General features: G+C 27.4%; 19 protein-coding genes. 17 read left to right on the top strand and 2 right to left on the bottom strand.

Annotation, left to right across the window (positions count from 1 at the left end):
- Nucleotides 1-31: 31 nt before the first annotated feature.
- The 6 genes from IR151_RS00835 to IR151_RS00860 all read left to right on the top strand — a co-directional run bounded on the left by IR151_RS00835 (nucleotide 32) and on the right by IR151_RS00860 (nucleotide 9,068).
- A complete protein-coding gene (locus tag IR151_RS00835; RefSeq protein WP_227432499.1) occupies nucleotides 32-1,780 on the top strand; it encodes a DUF4091 domain-containing protein in 1,749 nt (582 codons plus the stop codon).
- 262 nt (nucleotides 1,781-2,042) lie between these two features.
- Nucleotides 2,043-3,014 (top strand): glycoside hydrolase family 5 protein, encoded by a 972-nt coding sequence (locus IR151_RS00840; RefSeq protein ID WP_227432500.1) that lies wholly within the window; start codon nucleotides 2,043-2,045, stop codon nucleotides 3,012-3,014.
- A 4-nt stretch (nucleotides 3,015-3,018) separates the two neighbouring features.
- Nucleotides 3,019-5,322: a glycosyltransferase gene (locus IR151_RS00845; RefSeq protein WP_227432501.1), complete on the top strand. Its 2,304-nt coding sequence runs from the start codon at nucleotides 3,019-3,021 to the stop codon at nucleotides 5,320-5,322.
- A 10-nt stretch (nucleotides 5,323-5,332) separates the two neighbouring features.
- Nucleotides 5,333-6,409, top strand: a complete 1,077-nt coding sequence (locus IR151_RS00850; RefSeq protein WP_227432502.1) for a hypothetical protein — start codon at nucleotides 5,333-5,335, stop codon at nucleotides 6,407-6,409.
- A 16-nt stretch (nucleotides 6,410-6,425) separates the two neighbouring features.
- Nucleotides 6,426-7,844: an MBOAT family O-acyltransferase gene (locus IR151_RS00855; protein WP_227432503.1), complete on the top strand. Its 1,419-nt coding sequence runs from the start codon at nucleotides 6,426-6,428 to the stop codon at nucleotides 7,842-7,844.
- 15 nt (nucleotides 7,845-7,859) lie between these two features.
- Nucleotides 7,860-9,068 (top strand): alginate O-acetyltransferase AlgX-related protein, encoded by a 1,209-nt coding sequence (locus IR151_RS00860; protein ID WP_227432504.1) that lies wholly within the window; start codon nucleotides 7,860-7,862, stop codon nucleotides 9,066-9,068.
- Nucleotides 9,069-9,126: 58 nt separating this feature from the next.
- Here IR151_RS00860 and IR151_RS00865 read toward each other — a convergent pair whose 3' ends face one another.
- Nucleotides 9,127-10,515 carry a cation:dicarboxylate symporter family transporter gene (locus IR151_RS00865; RefSeq protein WP_227432505.1) on the bottom strand — a complete coding sequence of 463 codons (1,389 nt, stop codon included), beginning with the start codon at nucleotides 10,513-10,515 and terminating at the stop codon, nucleotides 9,127-9,129.
- Between the two features lie 338 nt (nucleotides 10,516-10,853).
- On the opposite strand from IR151_RS00865, the gene IR151_RS00870 reads away from it, so the two are divergent.
- Nucleotides 10,854-12,188: a CoA-disulfide reductase gene (locus tag IR151_RS00870; RefSeq protein WP_227432506.1), complete on the top strand. Its 1,335-nt coding sequence runs from the start codon at nucleotides 10,854-10,856 to the stop codon at nucleotides 12,186-12,188.
- A gap of 159 nt (nucleotides 12,189-12,347) precedes the next feature.
- Here IR151_RS00870 and IR151_RS00875 read toward each other — a convergent pair whose 3' ends face one another.
- Nucleotides 12,348-13,265 (bottom strand): ribonuclease Z, encoded by a 918-nt coding sequence (locus tag IR151_RS00875; protein WP_227432507.1) that lies wholly within the window; start codon nucleotides 13,263-13,265, stop codon nucleotides 12,348-12,350.
- 206 nt (nucleotides 13,266-13,471) lie between these two features.
- Between IR151_RS00875 and IR151_RS00880 the strand changes: the two genes are divergently transcribed.
- The 10 genes from IR151_RS00880 (at nucleotide 13,472) to IR151_RS00925 (ending at nucleotide 25,319) form a co-directional block, all read left to right on the top strand.
- Complete coding sequence (locus IR151_RS00880) at nucleotides 13,472-14,356, top strand: DUF4846 domain-containing protein (RefSeq protein ID WP_227432508.1); 885 nt, start codon at nucleotides 13,472-13,474, stop codon at nucleotides 14,354-14,356.
- A 207-nt stretch (nucleotides 14,357-14,563) separates the two neighbouring features.
- Nucleotides 14,564-16,471 (top strand): bifunctional metallophosphatase/5'-nucleotidase, encoded by a 1,908-nt coding sequence (locus IR151_RS00885; protein WP_227432509.1) that lies wholly within the window; start codon nucleotides 14,564-14,566, stop codon nucleotides 16,469-16,471.
- A 338-nt stretch (nucleotides 16,472-16,809) separates the two neighbouring features.
- Complete coding sequence (locus tag IR151_RS00890) at nucleotides 16,810-17,517, top strand: response regulator transcription factor (RefSeq protein WP_227432510.1); 708 nt, start codon at nucleotides 16,810-16,812, stop codon at nucleotides 17,515-17,517.
- The gene (locus IR151_RS00895) at nucleotides 17,511-18,821 is read left to right on the top strand and encodes a sensor histidine kinase (RefSeq protein WP_227432511.1); all 1,311 of its coding nucleotides are present in this window, start codon (nucleotides 17,511-17,513) and stop codon (nucleotides 18,819-18,821) included. The genes IR151_RS00890 and IR151_RS00895 overlap by 7 nt, the downstream gene beginning before the upstream one ends.
- A 115-nt stretch (nucleotides 18,822-18,936) precedes the next feature.
- Nucleotides 18,937-19,620, top strand: coding sequence for an ABC transporter ATP-binding protein (locus IR151_RS00900; RefSeq protein WP_227432512.1), 684 nt, complete (start codon nucleotides 18,937-18,939; stop codon nucleotides 19,618-19,620).
- The gene (locus IR151_RS00905; protein ID WP_227432513.1) at nucleotides 19,613-21,997 is read left to right on the top strand and encodes an ABC transporter permease; all 2,385 of its coding nucleotides are present in this window, start codon (nucleotides 19,613-19,615) and stop codon (nucleotides 21,995-21,997) included. The genes IR151_RS00900 and IR151_RS00905 overlap by 8 nt, the downstream gene beginning before the upstream one ends.
- A gap of 321 nt (nucleotides 21,998-22,318) precedes the next feature.
- Nucleotides 22,319-23,461, top strand: coding sequence for a pyridoxal-phosphate-dependent aminotransferase family protein (locus tag IR151_RS00910; RefSeq protein ID WP_227432514.1), 1,143 nt, complete (start codon nucleotides 22,319-22,321; stop codon nucleotides 23,459-23,461).
- A 25-nt stretch (nucleotides 23,462-23,486) separates the two neighbouring features.
- Nucleotides 23,487-24,011 carry an ECF transporter S component gene (locus IR151_RS00915; protein WP_227432515.1) on the top strand — a complete coding sequence of 175 codons (525 nt, stop codon included), beginning with the start codon at nucleotides 23,487-23,489 and terminating at the stop codon, nucleotides 24,009-24,011.
- Between the two features lie 99 nt (nucleotides 24,012-24,110).
- Nucleotides 24,111-24,929, top strand: coding sequence for a helix-turn-helix domain-containing protein (locus IR151_RS00920; protein WP_227432516.1), 819 nt, complete (start codon nucleotides 24,111-24,113; stop codon nucleotides 24,927-24,929).
- Nucleotides 24,930-25,007: 78 nt separating this feature from the next.
- Entirely contained in the window at nucleotides 25,008-25,319 is a 312-nt protein-coding gene (locus tag IR151_RS00925; RefSeq protein ID WP_227432517.1) for an antibiotic biosynthesis monooxygenase, read from the top strand.
- The last annotated feature ends 47 nt before the right edge of the window (nucleotides 25,320-25,366 follow it).

Consider the following 25,366-nt stretch of genomic DNA (forward strand, 5'->3'; position numbering starts at 1 on the left):
ATAAAACTATAGATGCGGAGGAAATCAAAACATGGAAATTTCATATATATTGAAAGATTGCACATTTAAACACAATAAATACTCAGTTATAGAAGCTGAAACTTGGGAACATAAGGATTTAAATATTGTAGTAGCTAAAGGTGAAAAATTTGCATTTCAAATTATGCTGAAAGCTACAGAAGAATTTAATTGCACAATTGATGGTAGTAGTGCTATATCATGGAAAGGCTTGGGAAATAGAGTAAGATTAGGTCTAAATGTGCCTGATGGATTAGAAAATAATTTTAGTATAAATATATTAGGGTACGTTCAAGATGATACAAAAGCATTTGTAAATGATGCTATTTTGAGAGATAAAGATGTACTAGTGGAACAATATTTGCCTCAAACGTTTTGGATTGAAGGGCAAGTACCTGAGGATTTTTTAGGAAATAAGTTTAATATAAGTATTGATATATTCAAAAGTTTTGGTTATGAAGATGAAGAAAAAGTTTTTACAGTTGATGTGCCTATAGAAGTAAAAAATGTTGTGTTAAAGCCTTTGGACGAAAGTAAATTCTTTTTAGATTTATGGCAACATCCAAGTTGTCTAGCTAGAATGTATAAAGTTGAATTGTGGTCTGATATACATTTTGAGATAATAGATAATTATCTCAAAGAACTAGCATCTTTAGGAGAAAAAGTTGCAACAGTTATAGTTTCAGATTATCCATGGGCAGGTCAAAGTTGTTATAAAGTCTATAAAAATCCATCAAATTTATATGAATACAACATGGTAGGTGTCTCAAAAGATTTAGATGGAAATATCAAGTGTAATTTTGAAAGCATGGACAAGTATATAAGTATAGCTAGTAAGTACAAAATGGCTCAGGAGATAGATTTATTTGGTCTGTTAGGTAATTGGTGTGCTGGAGAGTTTGGAAACCCTATAGAGGGCTATAAAGACCCTATAAGAGTAAGATACTTTGATGAAAAAGACAAAGTGTTTAAATTCATAAATAATACAGATGATTTAAAAGAGTATATAGGATTAGTATTAAATCATTTAATAGAATGTGGTCTATGGGATAGCATCAGAATTATAGCCGATGAACCAAATAATCCAGAGGTTGTAAAAGAGTGTATCAAATTTATAAACTCTACTGTAAGTACTCATCAAGTTAAATATAAATCAGCAACTCATGACCAAAACTTTTTAGATAGAGCTAAAGATGAAGTTGATGACATGTCAATAAATTTAAAACTTACTATTCAAAATTATAAAGATATAGAAAATCTAAAGAAAAAAATGCATGATAAAGGTGGAATATTGACTTGGTTTGTTTGCTGTTTCCCAGAAAAACCAAATAGTTTTATAAGTTCTCCTTTTGTAGAAAATAGAATAATAGGGTGGTACACTTATTATTTTGGTCTTGATGGATTTTTAAGATGGGATTATAATTTATGGACAGAAGACCCTTGGAAAGACGCAAGTTACAAATTCCCTATTTGGAAAGCTGGAGATATGTTCTTTGTTTATCCTGGAAAAGATTTAAAGCCTGTTAGAAGTGTTAGAATGGAAAACTTAAGATTTGGCATACAAGATTTTGAGTTATTTACTATGTTAGAAAAAGAAAAGGGAAGAGAATATATAGAAGTTGAGCTTATGCAAACTCTATTAAATAAAAAAGAAAATGCTGAAATTAAAGGTTTCGGAAATATAGAGCTTGGATATTCACTAGATAATTTTGGATATGATAAGGTCAAAAAACAAGTTTTAGATTTGTTAGATAAGTTATAAAAAATATAAGGCATTATATCGAGAAATAATCAAAGTTATTTTAAGATATACTGCCTTATATTTTTTTAAAAGTATATTTAGAATAAAATTTATAAAGAAGCATAATTAGAGATAACATGATATAATTTAATTTGTTATAATAGGGTACTAATGATATTAAAGCTTCTATAAGATAGACTAAAACTAGTAAAGTAATATTATACAAAAAATAAGTTAGGGGGAGAGGAACATAAAAAGAATAGGTATTAGTATAGCAGCCTTTTTGAGTATAGCTTTTATTGGATTTTATTTTATAATAAGAGGAGATAGTGATAAAGTTACAATGCAACGAGGAATAAACATAGGTAATGCGTTAGAATCACCAAAAAATTTTCCTTGGGATGTTAAAATGTCAGATAAGTATTTTGATGATATAAAAATGGCAGGTTTTGATACAGTCCGTATACCAGTAAGATTTTCTGATTACACCTCAGATTCTAATGATTATAAAATTGATGAAGAATTCTTCAAAAAGATTGATGGGCATATAAAGTATGCTTTGGATAAAGAGTTAGTAGTTGTGTTAGATTTACATCACTTTGAAGACATTATGAAAGAACCACAAATTAATAAAGAGAAGTTTTTAAAAATATGGCAACAAATAGCTAATAGATATCAAAAATATGATAAAAAATTGGTTTTTGAATTATTAAATGAGCCTAAAGAAAGCCTATCTCCACAGTTACTAAATGAATACTTTAAAGAAGCTATAAATATAATTAGAAAAACTAATCCTAAAAGGACAATTATAGTGGGTCCATACAATTACTACCAAATTGATTATTTAAAGGGTTTAAATATTCCTAAAAACTCTAATATAGTAGTTTCATTTCACTATTATGAACCAAATGATTTTGCATTCCAAGGAAATATCTATCATAAAGGGTTTGAGAACTTAAGCAATATTACTTGGGAAGGAACAAATGAACAACTTGAGTATCTAAAGAAAAGATTTGATACAGTAGAGAAATGGGCTAATAAAAATAATGTAAAAGTTTTATTGGGAGAGTTTGGAATAACAAAAGAGGCACCAGAAGCTTCAAGAGTAGCTTGGATAAAAGCAGTAAGAGAAGAGGCTGAAAAACGAAATTTTTCATGGGCTTACTGGGAACTTGCCTCTGGATTTGGAATATATAATCAAGTTGAAGGTACTTGGGATGAAGAGATATTGAATGCACTAGTAGGAAAGAGGTGATTTGATGAAGAAAAATTCAAAAAAGGTACTTATAACCTTAACTATTATTACTAATATTATATATATATTGTGGAGAATTTTTTATACAATACCTAAAGAAGAAGGGATGTTTGCATTAATTTGTGCGATAATACTACTTTCAGTGGAGTTAATAGGGATGATGGAAATGTTTGTACATTATTATGGAATGTCTAATATTGAGTATCCTGAAAAGCCAATTATAAGTGAAGAACTTTATCCACCTGTGGATGTATTTATTGCAACATATAATGAGTCTGTTGACTTGGTAAGAAAAACAATAAATGGATGTCTTCATATGCAATATCCTGATAAGAAAAAGGTACATATATATATATGTGATGATGGTAATCGTGAAGAAATGCGTCTTCTGTCAGAAAAAATGGGTGTCAATTATATAACTCGAACAGAAAGAGAAGGAGCCAAAGCTGGAAACCTAAATAATGCAATGCAGCATACAAACTCTCCTTTGATTGCTACATTTGATGCAGATATGATACCAATGCATGATTTTTTAATTGATACAGTACCATACTTTTTAAAAAATGAACAGGCTAAAAAAGATGGAGAAAAAGAACAATACGAAAAGATTGGTTTTGTGCAAACACCACAAAGTTTCTATAATCCAGATTTATTCCAATTTAATTTACACTCTGAAGGTAGAATTCCAAATGAACAAGATTATTTTTATAGAGATATTCAATTAGCTAGAAATAAAACCAATTCTGTAATTTATGGTGGTAGTAATACAGTTATTTCAAGAGAAGCTTTAGATGAAGTTGGAGGATTTTATACTTTTTCTATCACAGAAGATTTTGCAACAGGGATTTTAATTCAAAGTAAAGGATATAGATGCTATGCTATTCCAGAAGTACATGCATCAGGATTATCTCCAATAGATTTAAAAAGCCTTATTAAACAACGTGAAAGATGGGCACGTGGATGCATACAGACAGGTAGACGATTGAATATTTTGTTTAGAAAAGGTTTAGGATTTTGGCAGAAAATAAGTTATATTTCTTCAATTACTTATTGGTATGCAAGTATAAAACGCTTTACTTATATAATGGCTCCCATTTTATTTTCAGTCTTTAATGTAATTGTTGTAAAATGCACATTACTTCAAGTATTGATATTTTGGTTACCTATGTATATTTTAAGTAGTTTATCCCTTAAAATATTTTCTCAAAATATAAGAAACACAAGATGGACTAATATATATGAAACTATAATGTTTCAGTCTTTAATGCCAGCAGTAATACTTGAAACATTTGCAATATCTAAGAATAAATTTTCAGTGACCAATAAGAGTAAAGCAGAAGAAAAAAGAATATATAAGGTTTTGCAAGGAGCACCATATTTTATATACATAGTGCTATCTATAATAGGAATCTTAAAGATGTTTATATCAATATTTAAAATGAATTCAATGACATACTCAGTCGTACTGTTTTGGTTAATTGGAAATCTTTTTAATCTTGTTATGGCCATGCTGTTTATATCAGGAAGACAACAATTAAGAAAATCTGAGCGTTATGTTGCTGAAATTGATTTTAAACTAAAGCAAAATTCGTACATTCTTTCTTCAAAAACAATTGATATATCAGAAAATGGATTTGCGTTTTTGTTGGAAAATCCAGAGTATATTTCTCCAGAAGAATTTGAGGTAGAGTTTAAAGAAAAATCAGGAAATGAAATATATATAGCCAGTATGAAGGCAAAGATAGTTAATGTTGTGGAAATAAACTCAAAGTGGAAGTATGCATGTTACATTACACACATTGAAGATAATCAATTTGATAATTGGATGTGTATTGTTCATGATAGGGTGCCGACTTTGCCAATGACAATATCTAATCAATTAGGTTTTTTTGATGACTTGCAAATTAATGTAAAAAAACGTATTGAAAAATCTAAAACTTTATCGAGAAGAAGTCCAAGAATTAATACAGATTTCCAAAGTGATATAGAAAATATAGGTAAGGTAAAACTGGTAAATTTTAATTATCAGTATGTATTACTAGGTTTTGAAAATAAAGATATTTATCCTCAAAAAATAGAAATAGAACTTAATGAAAATATTATACTTGAGTGTGATTTATGTGAAGGTAAAGCTGATATGAGGGGTGTTTTATACAAAGTAAATAATATTGATAGTATAATGCAAAATTTATTTTTAAGGGAGGAAATGATGGAGTGGATATTACAACATAAAACAATTATAATTTCAAAACCTAATGAAAAGAAAGACGAATGCACAGATGAGTTTGAGCCAATGAAATATATTTAGGAGAGATAAAATGAAAATTTTAAAAGTGTTTTTGTGTTATTTAAAATATTTTATTTTAGTGTTTATTTTTTTTATAAACAGTACTTTTACAAGTTCAGGAATAAGTAATAAAAATTTAGATTTATCTTTTAAAAAGGTGGAAAGTAATTTAAGTGCTAACATTATACATGAAAATACAAGTATAAAAATAGAGACAGATAGTTCTAAAAATAATAAAGAACGTTATCTATATATTTATAAAAATATAAAAGATGACTGGAATGTATTCCATAATTTTTATATTGAGATTCAAAATAAGAATAAAAGTCCTCAGCGAATTAATTTAAACATACAAAGTAAGGATACGCTTGACTTTAAGTTAAAAGAAGGTAGCGAAATATTTATTGAAAATCAAAATATAATATATTCAGATAAAATAAAAGATGGATGCATAGATATACCAGGTGAGTTTGAGGGAAAAATTTATGTGAATTTTAGCAGTTTTATAAATGATAAAAATAATGTCATGTTAGATTCAGATGTTCTATCAGATATTAACGGGTGGGGAATCACATTTATTCCATCTAGTGAAGAACATAATGTTATTAATATAAGAAAAGTATCTTTACTTTTAGAGGAGCAACTTGAATCCTTGCATAATATTAAAATAATTGGTGATGAAGAAGTACAAATACCTGTATTGGGTCAAAGTATAAGTCAATATAAAGTGTCAGGACTGGAACAGAGTTCAAAAATTAAGTACTCATTTGTAGAAAAACAAAACAATGTAAATATATCTCAGGAAGGTAAATTAACATTAAATAATGAAGTACAACCTGGAGAAATTATTTTAAAAGTTAATGTTGATGACAAGTTTAAAGTTGGAAAGAAGATAGTATTGACTCAGTCTTGGAGTATTAATCAAAAAGATAAAGATGGTGTTCCGTATACCTTAGTATCACCTAAACAATCACCAACCGTACAAAATATGAAAACAGTAAATGCTATGAATAATAGTGTAAATTTTATTCGCATTTTATTTATATCCTTATTAGCAATATGCTTAGGGATATACTTATATTGGAAAAAACACTTAAAAACTGAGTAAAGAGAGGAGGTATAGCATGTTATTTTCAAGTTTGATTTTTTTATTTTATTTTTTGCCAATAACTTTGGTATTATATTATTTATTTAGATTTAATCGGACAATCCAAAATATGATATTACTTATTGTTAGTTTATTTTTTTATGCCTGGGGAGAGCCGAAATTTGTTGTTATTATGATAGCTTCTATAATAATGAATTATATATTTGGTTTGATAGTAGACAGATATAGAAAAAGTAAAGTAAAAGTAAAGATTATTTTGATTTTGATGTGTATATATAATATAGGTGTTCTATTTATATTTAAATATCTAGCTTTTGCACTAAGAAATATTAGTTCGCTTATTAACACAGAACTTGCGATTCCAAGCATTGTTTTACCTATAGGTATTTCATTTTTTACCTTTCAAGGAATGTCTTATGTTATAGATGTTTATCGTGGACATGGAGAAGTTCAAAAGAATCCTTTTTATGTAGGATTATATATAGCTTTTTTCCCACAATTAATAGCAGGGCCTATAGTTAGATATGAAAGTGTTGCAGAACAAATTCATAACAGAAAAGAAACATGGAATAAATTTTCTATTGGAACATGTAGGTTTATAACTGGTTTAGGTAAAAAAATATTAATTTCTAATAATATGGCAATAGTAGCAGATTATATTTACACTATGAATAGTCAAGGTTCAATAGCTACATCGTTGGCTTGGCTTGGTTCAATAGCTTATACTTTACAAATATTTTTTGACTTTTCTGCGTATTCAGATATGGCCATAGGTTTAGGTCTTATGTTTGGTTTTAAATTTGAAGAAAACTTTAATTACCCATATATTTCAAAATCAATTTCTGAGTTTTGGAGAAGATGGCATATTTCTTTAGGAATGTGGTTTAAGAGTTATATATACTTTCCACTTGGTGGTTCTAGAGTTTTAAATAAAGACATTATGATTAGAAATATGTTTATAGTATGGTTATTTACTGGAATATGGCATGGTGCAGAATGGACATTTGTGATTTGGGGGATTTTGAATTTTGTTTTTTTAATTATAGAGAGATTTATAATGTTTGAAAAGATTGAAAATCATAATCTCATAAAACATATTTATACTTTACTAGTAGTAAACTTTGGATGGGTACTGTTTAGAGCTCCAAATTTAAATGAAGCATATAACTATTTTAAAGCTATGTTTGGTGCAAGTGGAGTTATGTGGAGTGACTATACATATATGTTCTTGAAAGAATATTTGATTTTCTTTATATTTGCATTTATTTTTAGTGTACCTATTGCAAAAAAAGTTAATAAATTTGTTGTTGAACAAGCTAAATACAGTACATTATTTAATTTATTTTATCCAATTTGTTCTATTTTATTGTTCTTTATTTCTGTGACATATTTAGTAACTGGAAGTTATAATCCATTTATTTACTTTAATTTTTAGCTGAGGAGGAAAAGTATGAATAGATTTTTTAAAGTAAGGCTAATAACTACAATTATATTCTTAGTTGTTTTATTCACCTTCTCTATCTCTAATATCTGTTATTCTGGAAAAGATATGATACAAGAAATAAAAAAATCAATTAATGATAAGAATAGTTTAAAGGATACTATATCGTCTATTGATAATACAGTAAATGACAAAGTGATATATAAAAATACTTTTATTGAAACTTATGGATATTTGCAAAAACTAATGGGTAAAAATGAATTTTCAAAGTTTAGTGTTGTGAAAGATACTTCTGGCAAAATGCATTACACATATTTTGCTAAATCTCCAAATCAAGTTGATGTATTGTCAGACAGAGTAAGTAAGTTCTCTAAGGAAATGGATAAACAAAATACTAAATTAGTTTATTTAATGACTCCAGATAAATATATAAAAGGAGTAACACAGTTTCCTAAAGGCATACCTTATTCCTATAGTAATGAGACAGCAGATAATTTTTTAAATGAACTAAAAAATGATAATGTTGACTATATAGATTTTAGAAAAAATATTTTAAAAAGTGGTATTTCAAAAGATGAGTTATTCTTTAAAACAGACCACCATTGGAAAGTAGAGACTTCTTTTTGGGCATTTGGAGAATTGATTGAACAGCTTAATAAAAAATATAACATGAAATTAGATGAAAATTATTATTATAGAGATAAAGAAAACTATAATTCGATTGTATATCCTAGGTCATTTCTTGGTTCTATGGGAAGGAAGACGGGAATTTTATATGGTGGAATAGATGATTTTACACTAATTTATCCTAAATTTAAGACGAATTATACATACTATACAGATTCTAAATCTCAAAAATTTGAATTAAAAGGAAGGTTTGAAGAGAGTTTGATATTATCATACCCTTTTAATGCTGACCTTAATTTAATGGATGGACAATCAGATAAATATTTTACATACTTATTGGGGAATCGTCCACTAGTTAAAATTAAAAATATAGAAAATCCAGAAGGATTAAAAGTGTTATTTGTTAAGGACTCATTAATTGTACCAACAGCAGCATTCTTTTCTTCTGTTTGTTCAACTATGGATATGATAGACCCTAGATACTATGATGGAGATATATTAGAATATGCAAAGTCTCAAGATTATGACTTTGTTTTTATATCTGTATATCCTCAAAACCTTACAAAAGAATTTTTTCCATTTTGTAAATAAAATAAAAAATAAATGGCTAACTTTGTACTATGTTAGCCATTTATTTTTATAATATTTTTTAAGAAATGTTTTTCTTATTGAATACTTCTTTATCAACTTTTCCAAGTGACTTACCTACAGTAATTGAAGATACCATAGCACCATTGACATTTATCATTGTACGTCCCATATCTAGTATAGGGTCTATTGCAAGTATTCCACCAACTAGTGGGAAATAAGAGCCAAGACCTACTCCAGAAATAACAACTGAAACAGCTATTGTAGCAGTTCCTGGAAGACCTGCTATTCCAAGTGAACTAATTGTTATAACAATTAACAGCATAACATAAAAACTAATATCCATATTTACTCCAGCCATATTAGCAAGAGTAACAGCCATTAAAGCAGGATATATGCCAGCACAACCATTCATACCCATGTTTGCACCTAAACTTGCTGTAAAGCTTGATACACCCTCATCAACTCCGTGATTTTGTACTAAACTTTCTATCGTAACAGGTAATGTTCCCAAACTAGAACGTGAAGTAAATGCTAGAAGTAGAGCTTCAGTTGAATTTTTTATATAAGTAATAGGATTTAGACCATTTAAAGTTATAAAAATTAAATGTATAACAAATAATATTGCAACTGATATATAAAGAGCTAATATAAAATATAAAACAGAAATTATTGAACTAATACCTTGTGAAGTTATTGTATTAGCAAGTAGTGCAACTACAGCATAAGGCATAAATTTGATAACAGTCATAGATACACTAACAATTATCTTGTAAGATGCTTCTATAAAATCTATAAATGGATTTATAGTTTCAAAATGTTTTTTACTTAATCTCTTTACTGAGGTACCTATAAATGTAGCAAATATTATTGTAGCTACAATATTTCCATTTGCCATAGCCATTACAGGATTTGATGGTAATAATCCTCTTAAAGTATCTACAAGAGAGTTTATTTCCTTAAGCTCTTGATTTCCACCTAAACTGGATAAATCAGCTCCTACTCCTAATCTCATCGTGTTTGCAACAACAATTCCAACAATTGCTGCTATAGCCGTAGTAATAAGGAGCATTCCTAAAGATTTAAATGTCAAAGTTCCAAGGTTATTATCTTTCATGTTAATAATTACTTTTATAATTGATAAGAAAACCAAAGGTATTACTAACATTTTTAATAAGTCCATAAATCCAGAACCAAATAAACTATACCATTTGCTTACTTCTTGTAACCAAGTAATTTGAGTTGTATCAGTAGGAAAACCAGCAAAAGCTTGAATAATAATTCCCAATATAAGACCAATTATTGTAGCATATATTGTTCTCAATGAAAATTTGATTTTTTTCTTTTCAAATTGTCTAACAATAAAAAATATACCTATAAGTAATAATATGAAAAAAATCGTTTTAAAATCTGTAATCATAAGAAATTGTGATAAGAATGAGTTTTCCAATATTTTTTCTCCTTTGTCTAAAAATAAATTTTTCTAAGCTTAAATGATATCAATATATTAAAAAAATGTCAATATTATATCACAATTTACCGAGATAGAATAAAATAATTTAATTTATCAAAATATGATTAAATAGATGAAAAGGGGGTATAATATATGTTTAAAGACTTTGAATTAGATTAATGGATGTAAGAACAACTTTTATAAAATTTGATTTCAAATAAAAAGATGTTAAAAAAATAACTAAAATTATCATGAAAATATATACATAGAATAGATATTAAATGAAAAGTTTAAACTAAGTAGAGAAATTAATTAGACGTCTAAGGAGAGATAAAATGAGAGTAATAATAATTGGTGGTGTTGCAGCTGGTATGAGTGCTGCAGCGAAATTAAAAAGAATTAAACCTGAATACGAGGTTGTAGTTTATGAAAAAACTGAAATAGTGTCTTTTGGAGCTTGTGGGTTGCCATATTTTGTAGGTGGTTTTTTTGATGATGCTAATGATTTATTGGCCAGAACACCTGAAAAACTTAGAGAATCGGGCATTGATTTAAATATATTTAGAGAGGTTGTTGCAGTTGATACTAAGTCTAAGAAAATAAAAATAAAAAATGTAAAAACAGATGAGATATACGAAGATTACTATGATAAATTGATGATAGCAACTGGGGCAAGAAGCATTCTGCCTCCTATAAAAAATATAGATTTAAAAAATGTTTCTACACTAAAAAGCCTATATGATGGAGAATATCTAAAAAAATTATTAAGTGGAAAAGAAATAAAAAAAGTAACAATAATAGGTGCTGGATTTATAGGATTAGAAGCAGTTGAAGCATGCAAAAAATTAGGTAAAGATGTACATGTAGTTCAATTGGAAGAGAGAGTATTACCACAAGTATTTGATAAGGAAATTACAGATGTCTTAGAGGATGAAATAAGAAATCACGATGTAAAATTGCATTTGGATGAGATAGTTGTAGAATTGTCTGGAAAAGATAAAGTGGAAAAAGTAATAACAAATAAAGGCACAATAGATACAGATGTTGTGATAATTGCTACTGGTGTAAAACCTAACACGGAATTTTTACAAAATACAAATATAAAAACATTAAAAAATGGAGCTATAGTAGTTGATGAATATGGCAGGACTTCTGTTGAAGATATATATTCTGCTGGTGATTGTGCAACTATAAAGAATATAGTGAGTAATGAAAATGCATATATACCTTTAGCAACTGGAGCAAATAAATTAGGTAGGATAGTAGGAGAAAACTTAGCAGGTAAAGAAGTTTCTTATCAAGGTTCTCTATCCTCAAGTTGTATAAAGGTTATGGATATGGAGGCTGCCTCAACTGGAATTACAGAGAAACAAGCTAGTGATTTGGGATTAAACTTCAAATCCAAATTTATTTCTGATTATAATCAAACTCACTATTATCCTGGAAGAAATAAAATATATGTAAAACTTATTTACGATGCAGAGACAAAAGTTATTTTAGGTGGACAAGTAGCTGGTTTTAAAGATGCTGTTCAAAGAACTAATGTGTTGGCAGCTGCTATCTTTGGAAAAATGACCACAAGTCAACTTGGGATGTTAGATTTATGTTATGCTCCACCATTTGCAAGAACCTGGGATGTATTAAATGTAGCTGGAAATGTATCTAAATAATTTTATCTAAATAACTATTAATAATTAAGTAACTATTAATAAATTAAATAACAGTAATAAATATTAAAGGAATGAGTTTACCCTAAAATAATTTTATCTAAGGTAAGTTCATTCCTAAATTTTTATTAAGTATAATTTTTACTAAAGCTGTAAAATTAATTATTCATCAAAATTTAAGTGTAAGCTAAGTCTATCTTCACCAATAATCGTATTTTCAAAAACATTAGTAGCATTTTCTAAGTACATGTTAGGCATATCTAATGATGGGCTAAAGTGTGTCAATAAAAGTTGCTTAACATTTCCTAGTTTTGCAAGGTTTGCAGCTTCTCTAAAAGTCATATGCTTATTTTTGACAGCTTTTGAAATATCTAAATCATCACCATACATAGCTTCACATATAAATAAATCGCTATCTTTTATAAAGTTAGGTATTGAGTCTATAGGTCTTGTATCTGTTGTAAGACTTACTTTAACTCCTTTTCTTGGTTCTCCTAAAACCATGTCTGGAGTGTATTTTTTTGAATTTAAAACTACACTTTGACCATCCTGAAGATTTTTCCATATTGTTTTAGGAACTTTATTTTGAGTTGCTTTATTTATATCAAATTTAGGATTTCGTTTAAAATTAAAACTGTATCCTATACACTCTATAGAGTGTTCTAAATGGATTGTTGAAATCTCTATGTTTTTCAAATACTCATTATCTAAAGAAAAACTACCTTGAGGATTTTCTATAATTTTTAAAGTATAGGGTATGTATTCTACTAAATTTCTCATAGAACGAATACAATCAATTATTCCAATAGGACCAACTATAGTTAAATCACTTGTACGACCGCTATTTCCAATCGTTGATAGAAGCCCTAAAAGTCCAAATATATGGTCACCATGTAAATGTGTTATACAAATCAAGTCTATATCTTTAAAGCCACATTTTTTCAACTTCATAGATACTTGAGTGCCTTCACCACAATCAATTAGTATTTTTCTGCCTTTATAATTCATGAATACAGAAGACAAAAATCTATGTGGCATGGGTACATTTCCACCACATCCAAGTAAAGTTAAATCTATCATTTTTTCCCCTTTCTAAAATTAACACAAATCTGTTGTTTGTTTTTATTATGATATCCTATTATAATTATTTTAACATTAAATACAACAATAAATGTGCATTTGAGTCAAGAAATATTAGTAAATAGAAATTTTGTATAATAGTATACAAGAACTCTATAAGTGTAACTTTGCATTTATTTTTGAAAAATTTATAGGAGGTAAATCTAATGAAACTGTCAAAGAAAATTACTATTTTATCATTGATGATGTTGACTTTAGTTGGATGCAGTAATGGGGAAAGTAAAAAAACAGTTGAAGGTTCTAACCATATTCAAAATTCTAAAAAAGAAGAGCAATCTATCGTAGTACATAAAGATGAAAATATATTAAAAGATAGGTATGAGCCACCAAAAGGATTTAAAAGGGTTGATGTAGAAAAAGGTAGCTTCGAAAGTTTTTTGAGGAATACTAAGTTGAAAAATTATGGTGAGAAAGTTAAGTATTACGATGGTAGAACTAAGGAATCAAAAGGTATCTATGATAGTGTATTCGATGTCAATATTGGTGATAGAGATTTGCATCAATGTGCAGATGCAATTATGCTTATGAGAGCAGAATACCTGTATCAGAATAAGAGATATGATGAAATAAGCTTTGACTTTGTGGATGGTTTTAAGGCTAAGTATTCAAAATGGGCAGAAGGATATAGGATTTCAGTAAAAGATAGTGGTTCAAGTTGGTATAAAGCAAGTGAATATTCAACATCATATGATAGTTTTAGAAAATTTATGGATATAGTATTTGCTTATTCAGGCACTTTATCACTTGAAAAAGAATTAAAACCTGTGCAACTTGATGATATGAAAATAGGGGATGTTTTTATAGTTGGAGGCAGTCCAGGACATGCAAGTATAATTATGGATATGGCAGAAAATGAAAAAACCGGAGAAAAGGTCTTTATGATAGCTCAAAGTTATATGCCTGCTCAACAAACTCAGCTTCTTATTAATCGTAAACAACCAAATTTAAGTCCTTGGTATAACTTGAATTTTGAGGGGGATTTAACAGTTCCTCAATGGACTTTTAAAAGAGACCAGCTAAAAAGGTTCTAAAAAATACATATAAAATAAATGAAAATATAAGTGTGAAAAAATGTAACTAGATTAAAACTTGTTGGATATGGACAAAATTAAATTGATAGATAAATATTAAAATCGAAATGATTAACTTCATATATTCTAATATTTATCTAAAAAGCTTTATCTTAAAATAAGAGTCTTATTTTAAAGCTGAAACTAATTTTAGGAGGATAACTTATATTGAAAATTAGAAGATATTTAATTTTAGTAATTATAATTCTAATTACAACAGGCCAGAGTTTTATTTCTTATGGACTAGAGAGTTTTGAAGAAAGTTATAAAAGTGTAGAACAATTAAATAACTTTAAGCACAAAATAGAAAACTCATCTAAAGAAATAACCATTTTTCACACTAATGACATACATGGAAGATATGCTGAAGGTGATGAATATATACAAATAGGTAATCTAGCTACATTAAAAAAGGAAACTCCAAATTCAATTTTAGTAGATGCAGGAGATTGCTTACATGGGTTACCAATAGTAAATATGAATAAAGGTGAAGATGCAATTAAATTAATTAAAAGTGTTGGATATGACTATATTACTCCAGGAAATCATGACTTCAATTATGGAAAGGATAGATTATTAGAGCTATCTAAAATTGCTAATTCAGGAGATAAAACTTTAAAATTTTTAGCATCAAATATATTTGAAGATGATAAGAACATATTTGACAGTAATGATATAAAAGAAATAGATGGTATAAAAATAGGATTTTTTGGGCTTACAACCCAAGAAACAAAAAGTAAGACAGGCTCTAAAAATGTAGAAGTATTAGAGTTTAGAAATCCTATAGAAAGTGCAAAAGAGCAAGTAAATGAATTAAAAAGAAAAGGTTCTGATGTAATAGTTGCAATATCACATATTGGAACTAATAGTTTAAGTAAGCCAAATAGTATAGATATAGCAAATAAAGTTAATGGTATTGATTTAATTATTGATGGTCATAGCCATACTAAGTTTGAAAATGGTAAACAGGTTGGTGATACACTGATTGTAAGCACAGGGCAATATCTAGAACATATTGGTGAAGTAAAGTTAACATTGGATACTAATGATACAGAACATATAAAAATAGAAAATAAATCAGCAAGATTAATTGAAAAAGAAGAAGCATTAGAGTATAAGCTTGATTCTAACATAAGTGAAAAGATTGGTGAAATAAAGAAACAGCAGGAACAAGTTTTAGATAAAGTGATAGGAGTAACAAAAAATACTCTAGATGGCTCATATGAAAATGTAAGGACAAAAGAAACGAATCTAGGAAATTTAATAGGTGATATCTTATTAGATAAAACTAAAGCAGATATTTCGCTATTTAATGGGGGGAATATAAGAGATACAATTGAAAAAGGGGATATAACAATAGGAAGTATTGCAGATGTATTCCCTTTTAGCAATACTATAGTTACTAAAAAACTTACAGGAGAACAAATTAAAAGTGTTTTAGAACATGGAGTAAAACTGTATCCAGAAAAAAATTCAGCCTTTTTACAAGTGGGTGGAATCTCATACTATTTTGACCCAAAGCAGAAAGAAGGAGAAAAAATAACTGGTATTATGAAAGATGGAAAATCACTTGACATGAATAAAGAGTATACAGTTGCAACCAATGATTATATAGCACTAGGTGGAGATGAATTTCCTTGCTTATCAAAAGAACCAATGTTAGAAGATTTTGGAAGTTTAGAAAGCGCAGTAATTGAGTATATAGAGTATAAAAAAGAAATCTGCAAGAGTGTAGATGGAAGAATTAGCATTAAAACTAAGGAAGAATTGATAATTAAAAGTAATGAGAGTAACTTAGTATTAAATGGTGATGAAGATAATTTAAATGATAGTGAAGACAGTGCAAATAATGAGGATACTAAAAACTCAAATGAGAATAAACGTAAAAATTTAGATAAAATGAAAGCTAGAGAAAGTTCTAATATAAAAGCATCTAAAGCAGAAATTAAAGAAAAATCTCCTAAAACAGGCGATTTAGGTATCAAAGATAGTATGTTTATATTTGTAGCTTCGAGTGTTTTAATTTACTTATTAAATAATAATCAGATAAATTTAAAAAATAAAAAAGTAAAATGAAATTAGTAATAAAATCAATAATAAAATAGAATTAATAATTATTTATTGATAAATAGGTATTGATTATTATATAAAATACAAACCTAAGCAAAGGTAATTGGATGTTTAAATACTGGATTACCTTTGTTTTTTTATTTATGTATAGTAATATCGAATCAATAATTGTACCCTTGATTAAAAACAAATATATTATTAACTTATCATTGGTATGTTTATTTTATTATCTAAGTGTGTAAAATCTTCTTGATGATTAAAAAATATTTATAAATTGTCAAATAAAATGGCTTAGTTAGTATGATATAATTTAGCTAGTATACATAATAATGGAGGAGAAAAACATGAATAATATATTACTTTTAGAAGATGATAAATCTTTAAATAGAGGGATTAGCTTTAAATTAAAAAAAGAGGGATACAATGTTTTTAATACATTTAGTATAGAAGAGGCAAGAGGTATTTTTTTTAAAGAGGATATAAATTTAATTATTTCTGATATAGGTTTACCAGATGGAAGTGGGTTTGATTTTTGTGAGGAGATTAGAAAGAAAAGTGATGTTTATATAATAATGCTTACAGCACTTGATGAAGAAGTGGATATTGTTACAGGTTATGATTTAGGTGCAGATGATTATATTACAAAGCCATTTAGTTTGATGGTATTAATCTCAAAAGTAAATGCATTTATGAAAAGGGTAAATACAGTAAAAAATTACACTTTACTGGTTTGTGATGATTTGTTTTTTTATTATATAGAAAATAAACTGATTATAAAAAATGATGACAAGGAAGAAGAAATAATTTTAAGTAAAACAGAGACTAAACTATTAAGATATTTGATGGAAAATTCAATGCAAGCTTTGACCAAAGAACAACTATTAGAATCTTTATGGGATAGTAGTGGTAATTTTGTAGATGATAATACAGTTGCAGTAAATATAAGAAGACTTAGACAAAAAGTAGAAAAGAATCCTTCTGAACCTAAGTATATAAAAACAGTAAGAGGAGTTGGATATATATGGGGTGAAAGGAGTATAAAAAAATGTTAAAAGATATAAATACCAAAGAAAATTTTAGTATTAAAGAGGACTATATAATGAAAAAGGCTGTTATATATTCTATTTTATCCATGCTTGTGGTAACACTTGCATTTATATTTTTTGAATATAATAGACTATATGTTTTATATGAACATCAAATAAAAAATACTCAAAGTATGGCAGGTATGTTGATTGAAAAATATCCAGATGATGAGGTAGATATAGTAAAGTCTATTTATAATTTTGACTATAGTAATGCAGAGGTTGGAGAAAAAGCACTTGAAAAATTTGGATATGGGCTAGAAAATAAAATGTCAAATGATAAAAACTTTGGCATATATTTAAAATCTTTTTTTAAAGAATCAATTTTTGTTTTTTTAATAATGTTTATAGCCGTTACAGGAATAATATATTATTTTATAAGATACATAAACAAAAGATTAAGCAAGATTTATTTTATAGTGGAGCAAATGGCACAAGAAAATTATTTAAAAGAAGGTAGCAAGTTAGATAATTCTGGTTATTTGGTAGAATATAATGAGTATTTTAAAGAGGGTACATTTAGTAAGATTAACAATTGCCTGTATGAGTTAAATAGAAGTTTAAAGATAAAATTTATTAAATTAGAAAAAGAAAAGGAAAGTGTAAAATCATTAGTAACAGACATTTCTCATCAATTAAAAACTCCCTTAGCATCATTAAAATTATATAATACATTACTTATAGAAGAAGACTTAGACGAAGATGAAGCACATGAGTTTTTATTAACTAATAAAAATTCTATAAATAAATTGGAAAATTTAATAAATTCTTTAGTTAACATATCAAGACTAGAGATTAGTATGATAAGCATAAAAAAAGAAGATAATGACATAAAAAGTACTATTTTAAATGCTATAGAAAGTATAACTCCTAAAGCGAGAATTAAAAATATAACATTAAAAATAAATGAATTTAATAGTAGAATTATACCTCACGATAAAAAATGGACTGAGGAAAGTATTTTTAATGTATTAGACAATGCTGTTAAGTATACAGAAAGAAATGGAGAAGTAAATATATCCATAGAAGAGACTGTAAACTATTTTAAAATCATAATAGAGGATAATGGTAGAGGAATTGCAAAAAATGAATTTAATAACATATTTAAACGTTTTTATAGAGGAACAGATGAAGAAATTGAATCTATAGAAGGTAGTGGTGTAGGATTGTATTTAAGTAGAAAAATTTTGGAAGAACAAGGTGGTAATATCATGGTATCTTCTAATCTAGGAAAAGGAAGTAAGTTTTCTTTGTTTCTTACAACTATGTAATGTTTACTGAAAGGAGAATGTAATCCTCTACATATATTATATAAGTATAAACAGCTCCACAAATTAGAAGTAGATGATTAAGGAGCAACATAACTTAGAGTGAGGGGATAATTTTATGAAAATACTATATACTGAAAGTTTATCAAAACATTATGGAGAAGGAGAAAGTTTAGTAAAAGCTTTAGATGATGTAAATTTAGAAATAAATGAAGGTGAATTTGTAGCTATAATAGGTAAATCTGGTTCTGGAAAAAGTACATTGTTACATATGATAGGTGGTCTCGATATACCTACATCTGGCAAGGTATACATTGATAATAAAAACATATTTACATTGAAAGAAGAAGAACTTGCCGTATTTAGAAGAAGAAAAATAGGCTTTATATTTCAAAGCTACAATCTAATTCCATCTCTTAATGTATGGGAAAATGTAGTATTACCAATCGGTCTAGATGGTAGAACTGTGGATGAACAATTTATAAAAGACCTTTTAAAATCTTTGGGGCTTGAAAATAAACACGATGTTTTACCAAATACATTATCAGGAGGTCAACAACAAAGAGTAGCAATAGCAAGAGCTTTGGCAACAAGACCAGCCATAATACTTGCTGATGAGCCAACTGGAAACTTGGATTCCAAAACATCAGATGAAGTTATGAGTATACTAAAGTCTATGTCTAAGAAATATAGTCAAACTTTGGTTATGATAACTCATGATGATAGTATAGCTCAAATGGCTGATAGAGTTATATTTATAGAGGATGGTAAGGTGTCAAAGGTTGGTGACAAAAATGATTAATACTACTAAAATAGCAAAAAGTAATGTAAAACAAAATAAATCAAAAAGTATATTAATAATAATAACTATAATACTTTCAACATTGATGCTTTCATCTATAGGTATTTATATTGTCGATACAAGAGAATATCAAAAGGAAAATACAATAAAGTATTCAGGCAATTATCAAGGAGTATTAGCAAATGTAAATGAAAAACAAGCTGAAATATTAAGTAATCATGCAGATATTGAACTAGCTGGAAAAATGAATGGAGTGGGTGTTGAGAAGCTAGAAGATGATACAACCATTTCATTATCATATATGAATGAAGAGGGTTTAAAATTAAATAATTTTGAATTTATAAAAGGAAAATTACCAACAAAAGAAAATGAAATAGTACTAGATAGTGGAGCTTTAAAAGCATTAGGTCATGGTCAAAAATTAGGTGAAAAAATAAAAGTACCTTATGATGATTATAAAAGCGACAAAAGAATAGAAAAAGAATTTATAATAACTGGAATCTTAGAAACTAGTGAAATATATGAAGCAGGAAAGAATTATTCTGCTATTATATCAGAAACATATATGAAAAATACTAGAGATATGTCACAAGAAGATTTCAATATATATGTTAAATTAAAAGATAAGAGTGATTTATCTATAGAACAGGCAAAAGAAAAATTAAATAAGATTGCAAATGATATAGGATTAGATACTAATAATATACTTGTAAATGAAAATTATATAAATGCTTTAAAACCAGATAGTGAAACAATGATAGGAGGAGTTCTTATAGGCTTAGTAATTGTATTGTCTAGTATATTGGTAATATACAATATATTCTACATCTCAATAGTTACTAAAGTACAAGAATTTGGAAAACTTAGAGCAATTGGTGCAACTAAAAAACAAGTAAAAGCAATAGTGTTTAAGGAAGGCTTTATATTAGCAGGAATAGCAATACCAGTAGGAACAATTTTAGGTTATGCACTTGCAAATATTATAATAAAATCATTTATGGGTGTAGATGTAAAATCATCACAATTACCAGTGCTATTATTGGTTGTGGTAATAAGTTTTATATCTGTTGTTTTATCACTTTTGAAACCAATGAAAGTAGCTTCAAAGGTATCTATAGTTGATGCAGTAAGATATACTGGAAATGAAATAAGTGGTAAAAATGATAGAAAAGGACATAAAAATATAAATTTAAAGAATTTATCAAAAGCAAATTTAGAAAGAAATAAAAAGCGTACTTATATGACACTGATATCTCTTATGTTAAGTGGAACTATATTTATAACAGTATCTACTGCTTTAGAAAGTTTTAATGCTGAGAAGATGGCTAGAGAGCATTTTCCTTATGATATAGAAGTTAGATTTACTGGATATGAAATGGATAGCGACAAGAATCCTGAAAGTAATTTGAATATTCTACAAATGAATAATCCATTAGGTAAAGACTTTTTAAACCAAGTAAAGAGTATAGAAGGAGTCAAAAAAACTGAATTAGGAAATTCTGTAAAAATTGGGATGGAGGATTATAATGTTGAGTTTAAACATGACCTTTTACAGAGCATAAATGAAAATGATGTGAAGGATTTAAATAAAAACCTAATAGATGGAAAAATAAATTTTGAAGGGTTACAAACAGGAAACGAAATAGTCATTACTCACCTTGATACAGCAAAAGAAATGGGTGTAAAGGCTGGAGATAAAATAAAATTAACTCTATATGATGGAGATAAAGAGATAAAAAAAGAATTTAAAGTTCAAGCAATAGCTATGGGAACTCCAAGTTTTGGTATAGGAAAAGATTTTATAGACAGAGCTTTGAAATATGATACAACAAGTACCATTGGAATATATACTGAAGAAGGAAAATATCAAGAAGTTAAAGATGCTATAAAGAAAATTGCTAAATCTAATGGATATTTAGAAGCGGATTTTTTAGATAGTAGAATAGAATCAAATAAGATGATGATTTCATTTATAAAAATAATGGGCTATACTTTAACTGGTATAATAGGTGTTATTGGATTTATGAATCTTGTAAATACAATGATAACTAGTATAGTTACTAGAAAAAAAGAACTTGGTATGCTTCAAGCAATTGGACTTACTAATAGACAATTAGTAAAAATGCTTAATTCAGAAGCTATATATTATACTTCTAGAATGATGATAGGAAGTATTGTCTTTGGAGGTATATTAGGATACATTGCAGTTGTATTTTTAAGAAAAACTGGATTATCTTATGCAACATATGCATTACCAATAGTACCAATTTTATTTATGGTTGTATTTATCCTTATAGCTCAATTTATAACAACTTATTTAATAGGAAGAAGCTTTAACAAAGAATCTCTTATTGATAGAGTAAGATATAGTGAATAAAAATATATAAAAAGCTATATTTAATTTTTAAACAGGATTATAGAAGATATAAAAATAGAGTTAAATAGGTTAATAATATACAAATACAGGGCAAGTGGCTTAAATGTTCATATGTCCTGTATTTTGTTGTTTTTACTGTTATAAAATTCTTATTAATATAACTTATCAATTTAAGTTGTAAGTGATAGTATGTTTAATGTTCAGAAGATTGTTATCAGAAAAAAATGTATTGGTACAATTCTAAAAAAATATAAAATTGTACCATGAAAAATGAAAATTTTGTATAATAATCGTATAGAAAATAAAAAGGAGCTGATATATATGAATAATAAAATTAATTATGCACCAGGACCAACAGAAACTAGAGAAAATGTAAGGTTAATAAGAGCAGAGAAAACAACTAACCCAGATATAGATGTTGATTTTGTTGAGTTTTATAAGAAGACATGTGAAAAGTTTGGAAATATAGTTGGTACAAAGAATGATATTTACATATTAAGTGGTGAAGGAATATTGGGACTTGAAGCAGCTTGTGCTTCACTGACAGAGAAGGGTGATAGAGTTCTTGTAATTGACAATGGTATATATGGAGAAGGATTTAAAGACTTTGTAAAAATGTATGGTGGAGAGTATGTGCTTTTTTCAAGTCAATATACAAAAAGTATAGATGTTGATGAGTTAAGAAAGTTTTTAGAAAAGGATAATAACTTTAAATATGCAACAGTGGTTCATTGTGATACTCCAACAGGTGTATTAAATGATGTAAGTGAGATATGTCCGCTATTGAAGGAATATGGAATCTTAACTGTAGTGGATTCTGTGGCAGGTATGGTGGGTGAAAGGTTAAATGTAGATGAATCTAAAATAGATGTAATATTAGGCGGTTCTCAAAAAGCTATTTCTGCACCTGCGGGTCTTACTATAGTTGGTATAAGTCAAGATGCAAAAAATTGTATAAAAAATAGAAAAACAGACATAGTAGGTTTTTATTGTAATTTAAGTATATGGGAAGGATATTACGAAAAAAAATATTTCCCTTATACAATGCCAATAAGTGACATAATGGGTCTTGATAGAGCCTTAGACAATATACTAGAAGAGGGTGTGGAAAAGGTATTAAGTAGACATGAGAAAATAGCTTCTAGTGTAAGACAAGCTGTTGAAGAATATGGTTTAGAATTGTTTTTAGAAGAAGGATATTCTAATACAGTGACAGCAATAAAAATACCTGAAAGTATAGGAGCATTAAAACTTACTGATTATATGCTTAAAAATTACAATACACTTGTTGCAACATCATTAAATCAATATATGGATGCTATTTTGAGAATAGGTCATATGGGGGAAAATGCTAGTCTTGATAAAATAGTTCACATATTAAATGTATTGGATAAAAGTTTAAAAGCATTAGAATTTAATACAAATGGAAGTTTAGTAGATTTATTTAATAAATATTATTTTTAGTCACAATATAAAAGGAGGATGTGGCATGGAAGCTACAGCTAAACAGAAATTTACAACAAAAGATTTGGTAGAAACTTCACTATTAATAGCGTTAGTATTTGTTGCAACCAAGTTTATAAATATAAGATTGCCAATATCTATAAATGGAGGTCTTGTACATTTAGGAACAGCAATGTTATTTATATCAGCAATAGTATTTGGAAGTAAAAAAGGTGCGTTATCAGGTGCTATTGGGATGGCTCTTTTTGATTTGATATCTGGGTGGACTCTATGGGCTCCATTTACATTTATAGTTAGAGGTATTATGGGGTATTTACTTGGAAAGATTGTATGGGCAAATGGCAAGAATGGAGAAAATTTTTTGATTAATGTAATAGGAGTAGTAGTTTCATCAATTTGGATGTTGTTTGGATATTATGTAACAGAGGTTATACTTTATGGTAATTTTATAATTCCACTTACTTCAATACCAGGCAATTTAATGCAGGTGTTAATAGGTCTTATAATAGCACTTCCTATTTCTAAAGCATTAAAAAAATGTATAAGATAGATATGGAATAGATTAAGTTTTTGATAGGATAAATTATATTGTATAATATAAAGATAAAGTATATAATGATAAAAAAATTTAGGATAGAGGTTAATTACAATGTTATCAGTTACAAGGTATGCAGTTAGAAATGTTCGTTTAAAACCCTGGGTAAAGTTTATTTGGTATCTTGAAACAAAATCAAATATATTGCTAAATAATAAGTTATTACCTACAGATAGTATAGATATTATCATTAATCTTTCTGATGTTATGGAATATAAGATTGAAAATCAAAATTATAATGCAAGTAATATACATTTTAATGGAATAAGAGATAAGCATGGATTTGTTATTCAACGTGGAAATATACGTGTTATGGGTATTTCTTTTTATCCATTTGGGCTCTATCCATTTTTAAAGATACCAATTTCAGAGTTTAAGGGTCAACTTGTTGACTTAAAACAAGTATCAAAAGGTTTTGTTGGGAAATTGGAAAGTACATTAAATCAAATATTATCAATAGAAGATATAGTTTTACATTTAGAAAAAATATTAGTATCTGTATTAGATGAAAATTTGGTTATAAATAAGATGATAAATCTCCTAGATTTATTTATATACAATAATCAATATAGCACTATAAAATTGTTTTGTGATGAGATGAACATAAATATTAAAACTTTAGAAAGAGCTTGTTTAAAATATACTGGGTATACACCTAAAATACTAAGGAAAATATATAGATTTAAAATGGTAAGTAATCAGCTTATTTATAGCTCTAAAAATAATAACTTTCTTGACTTAATTTATGAAAATGAATATTATGACCAAGCTCATTTTATTAAAGAATTTAAACAGTTTTCAGGAGTATCGCCAATTAAATTTATTAAAGAGAATAAAACTATTAAAGAAAACACAACGTACAACTATTTATAATTATATTGTCGATTTTTTACAATACCTTTAATTTACTTCTTGTTATGATGTAAGAAAGATAAATAGGAGGGTTTGTATATGAAAATTATTACAGAAATAGTAGAATTTAATGTGGAAGAGAATTTATCAAAAGATGCATTTGTAGAGATTGTAAATGATTTAGAAATAAATTTTCACTCTGTTCAATCGGGCTTTATTGATACTGAGCTTTTATATGATGAAAAAACTCAAAAATGGATTATGATACAACACTGGGATTCTATAGAAAATCTTAAAAGTGCTTCTAGTAAAATGTTTAAAAATACATCTACTGAAAAATTTAGAAATGCTCTAAAGGCACAGACTGTTAAGATGAATATAATTCCACAAATTAAAAGTTGGAAGTTATAATGTCAGATATAAAAAATAATTAATTAGCAAGAAAATAAATCAGCCAA

The organism is Clostridioides sp. ES-S-0006-03 (genome assembly GCF_020662275.1).
Taxonomy (GTDB): domain Bacteria; phylum Bacillota; class Clostridia; order Peptostreptococcales; family Peptostreptococcaceae; genus Clostridioides.

Excerpts from the sequence above, each read along its gene's own strand:
- IR151_RS00835 (WP_227432499.1), top strand. The coding sequence starts at position 32 with ATGGAAATTTCATATATATTGAAAGATTGCACATTTAAACACAATAAA.
- IR151_RS00845 (WP_227432501.1), top strand. The coding sequence starts at position 3,019 with ATGAAGAAAAATTCAAAAAAGGTACTTATAACCTTAACTATTATTACT.
- IR151_RS00850 (WP_227432502.1), top strand. The coding sequence starts at position 5,333 with ATGAAAATTTTAAAAGTGTTTTTGTGTTATTTAAAATATTTTATTTTA.
- IR151_RS00855 (WP_227432503.1), top strand. The coding sequence starts at position 6,426 with ATGTTATTTTCAAGTTTGATTTTTTTATTTTATTTTTTGCCAATAACT.
- IR151_RS00860 (WP_227432504.1), top strand. The coding sequence starts at position 7,860 with ATGAATAGATTTTTTAAAGTAAGGCTAATAACTACAATTATATTCTTA.
- IR151_RS00870 (WP_227432506.1), top strand. The coding sequence starts at position 10,854 with ATGAGAGTAATAATAATTGGTGGTGTTGCAGCTGGTATGAGTGCTGCA.
- IR151_RS00875 (WP_227432507.1), bottom strand. The coding sequence starts at position 13,265 with ATGATAGATTTAACTTTACTTGGATGTGGTGGAAATGTACCCATGCCA.
- IR151_RS00880 (WP_227432508.1), top strand. The coding sequence starts at position 13,472 with ATGAAACTGTCAAAGAAAATTACTATTTTATCATTGATGATGTTGACT.
- IR151_RS00890 (WP_227432510.1), top strand. The coding sequence starts at position 16,810 with ATGAATAATATATTACTTTTAGAAGATGATAAATCTTTAAATAGAGGG.
- IR151_RS00895 (WP_227432511.1), top strand. The coding sequence starts at position 17,511 with ATGTTAAAAGATATAAATACCAAAGAAAATTTTAGTATTAAAGAGGAC.
- IR151_RS00900 (WP_227432512.1), top strand. The coding sequence starts at position 18,937 with ATGAAAATACTATATACTGAAAGTTTATCAAAACATTATGGAGAAGGA.
- IR151_RS00905 (WP_227432513.1), top strand. The coding sequence starts at position 19,613 with ATGATTAATACTACTAAAATAGCAAAAAGTAATGTAAAACAAAATAAA.
- IR151_RS00910 (WP_227432514.1), top strand. The coding sequence starts at position 22,319 with ATGAATAATAAAATTAATTATGCACCAGGACCAACAGAAACTAGAGAA.
- IR151_RS00915 (WP_227432515.1), top strand. The coding sequence starts at position 23,487 with ATGGAAGCTACAGCTAAACAGAAATTTACAACAAAAGATTTGGTAGAA.
- IR151_RS00920 (WP_227432516.1), top strand. The coding sequence starts at position 24,111 with ATGTTATCAGTTACAAGGTATGCAGTTAGAAATGTTCGTTTAAAACCC.
- IR151_RS00925 (WP_227432517.1), top strand. The coding sequence starts at position 25,008 with ATGAAAATTATTACAGAAATAGTAGAATTTAATGTGGAAGAGAATTTA.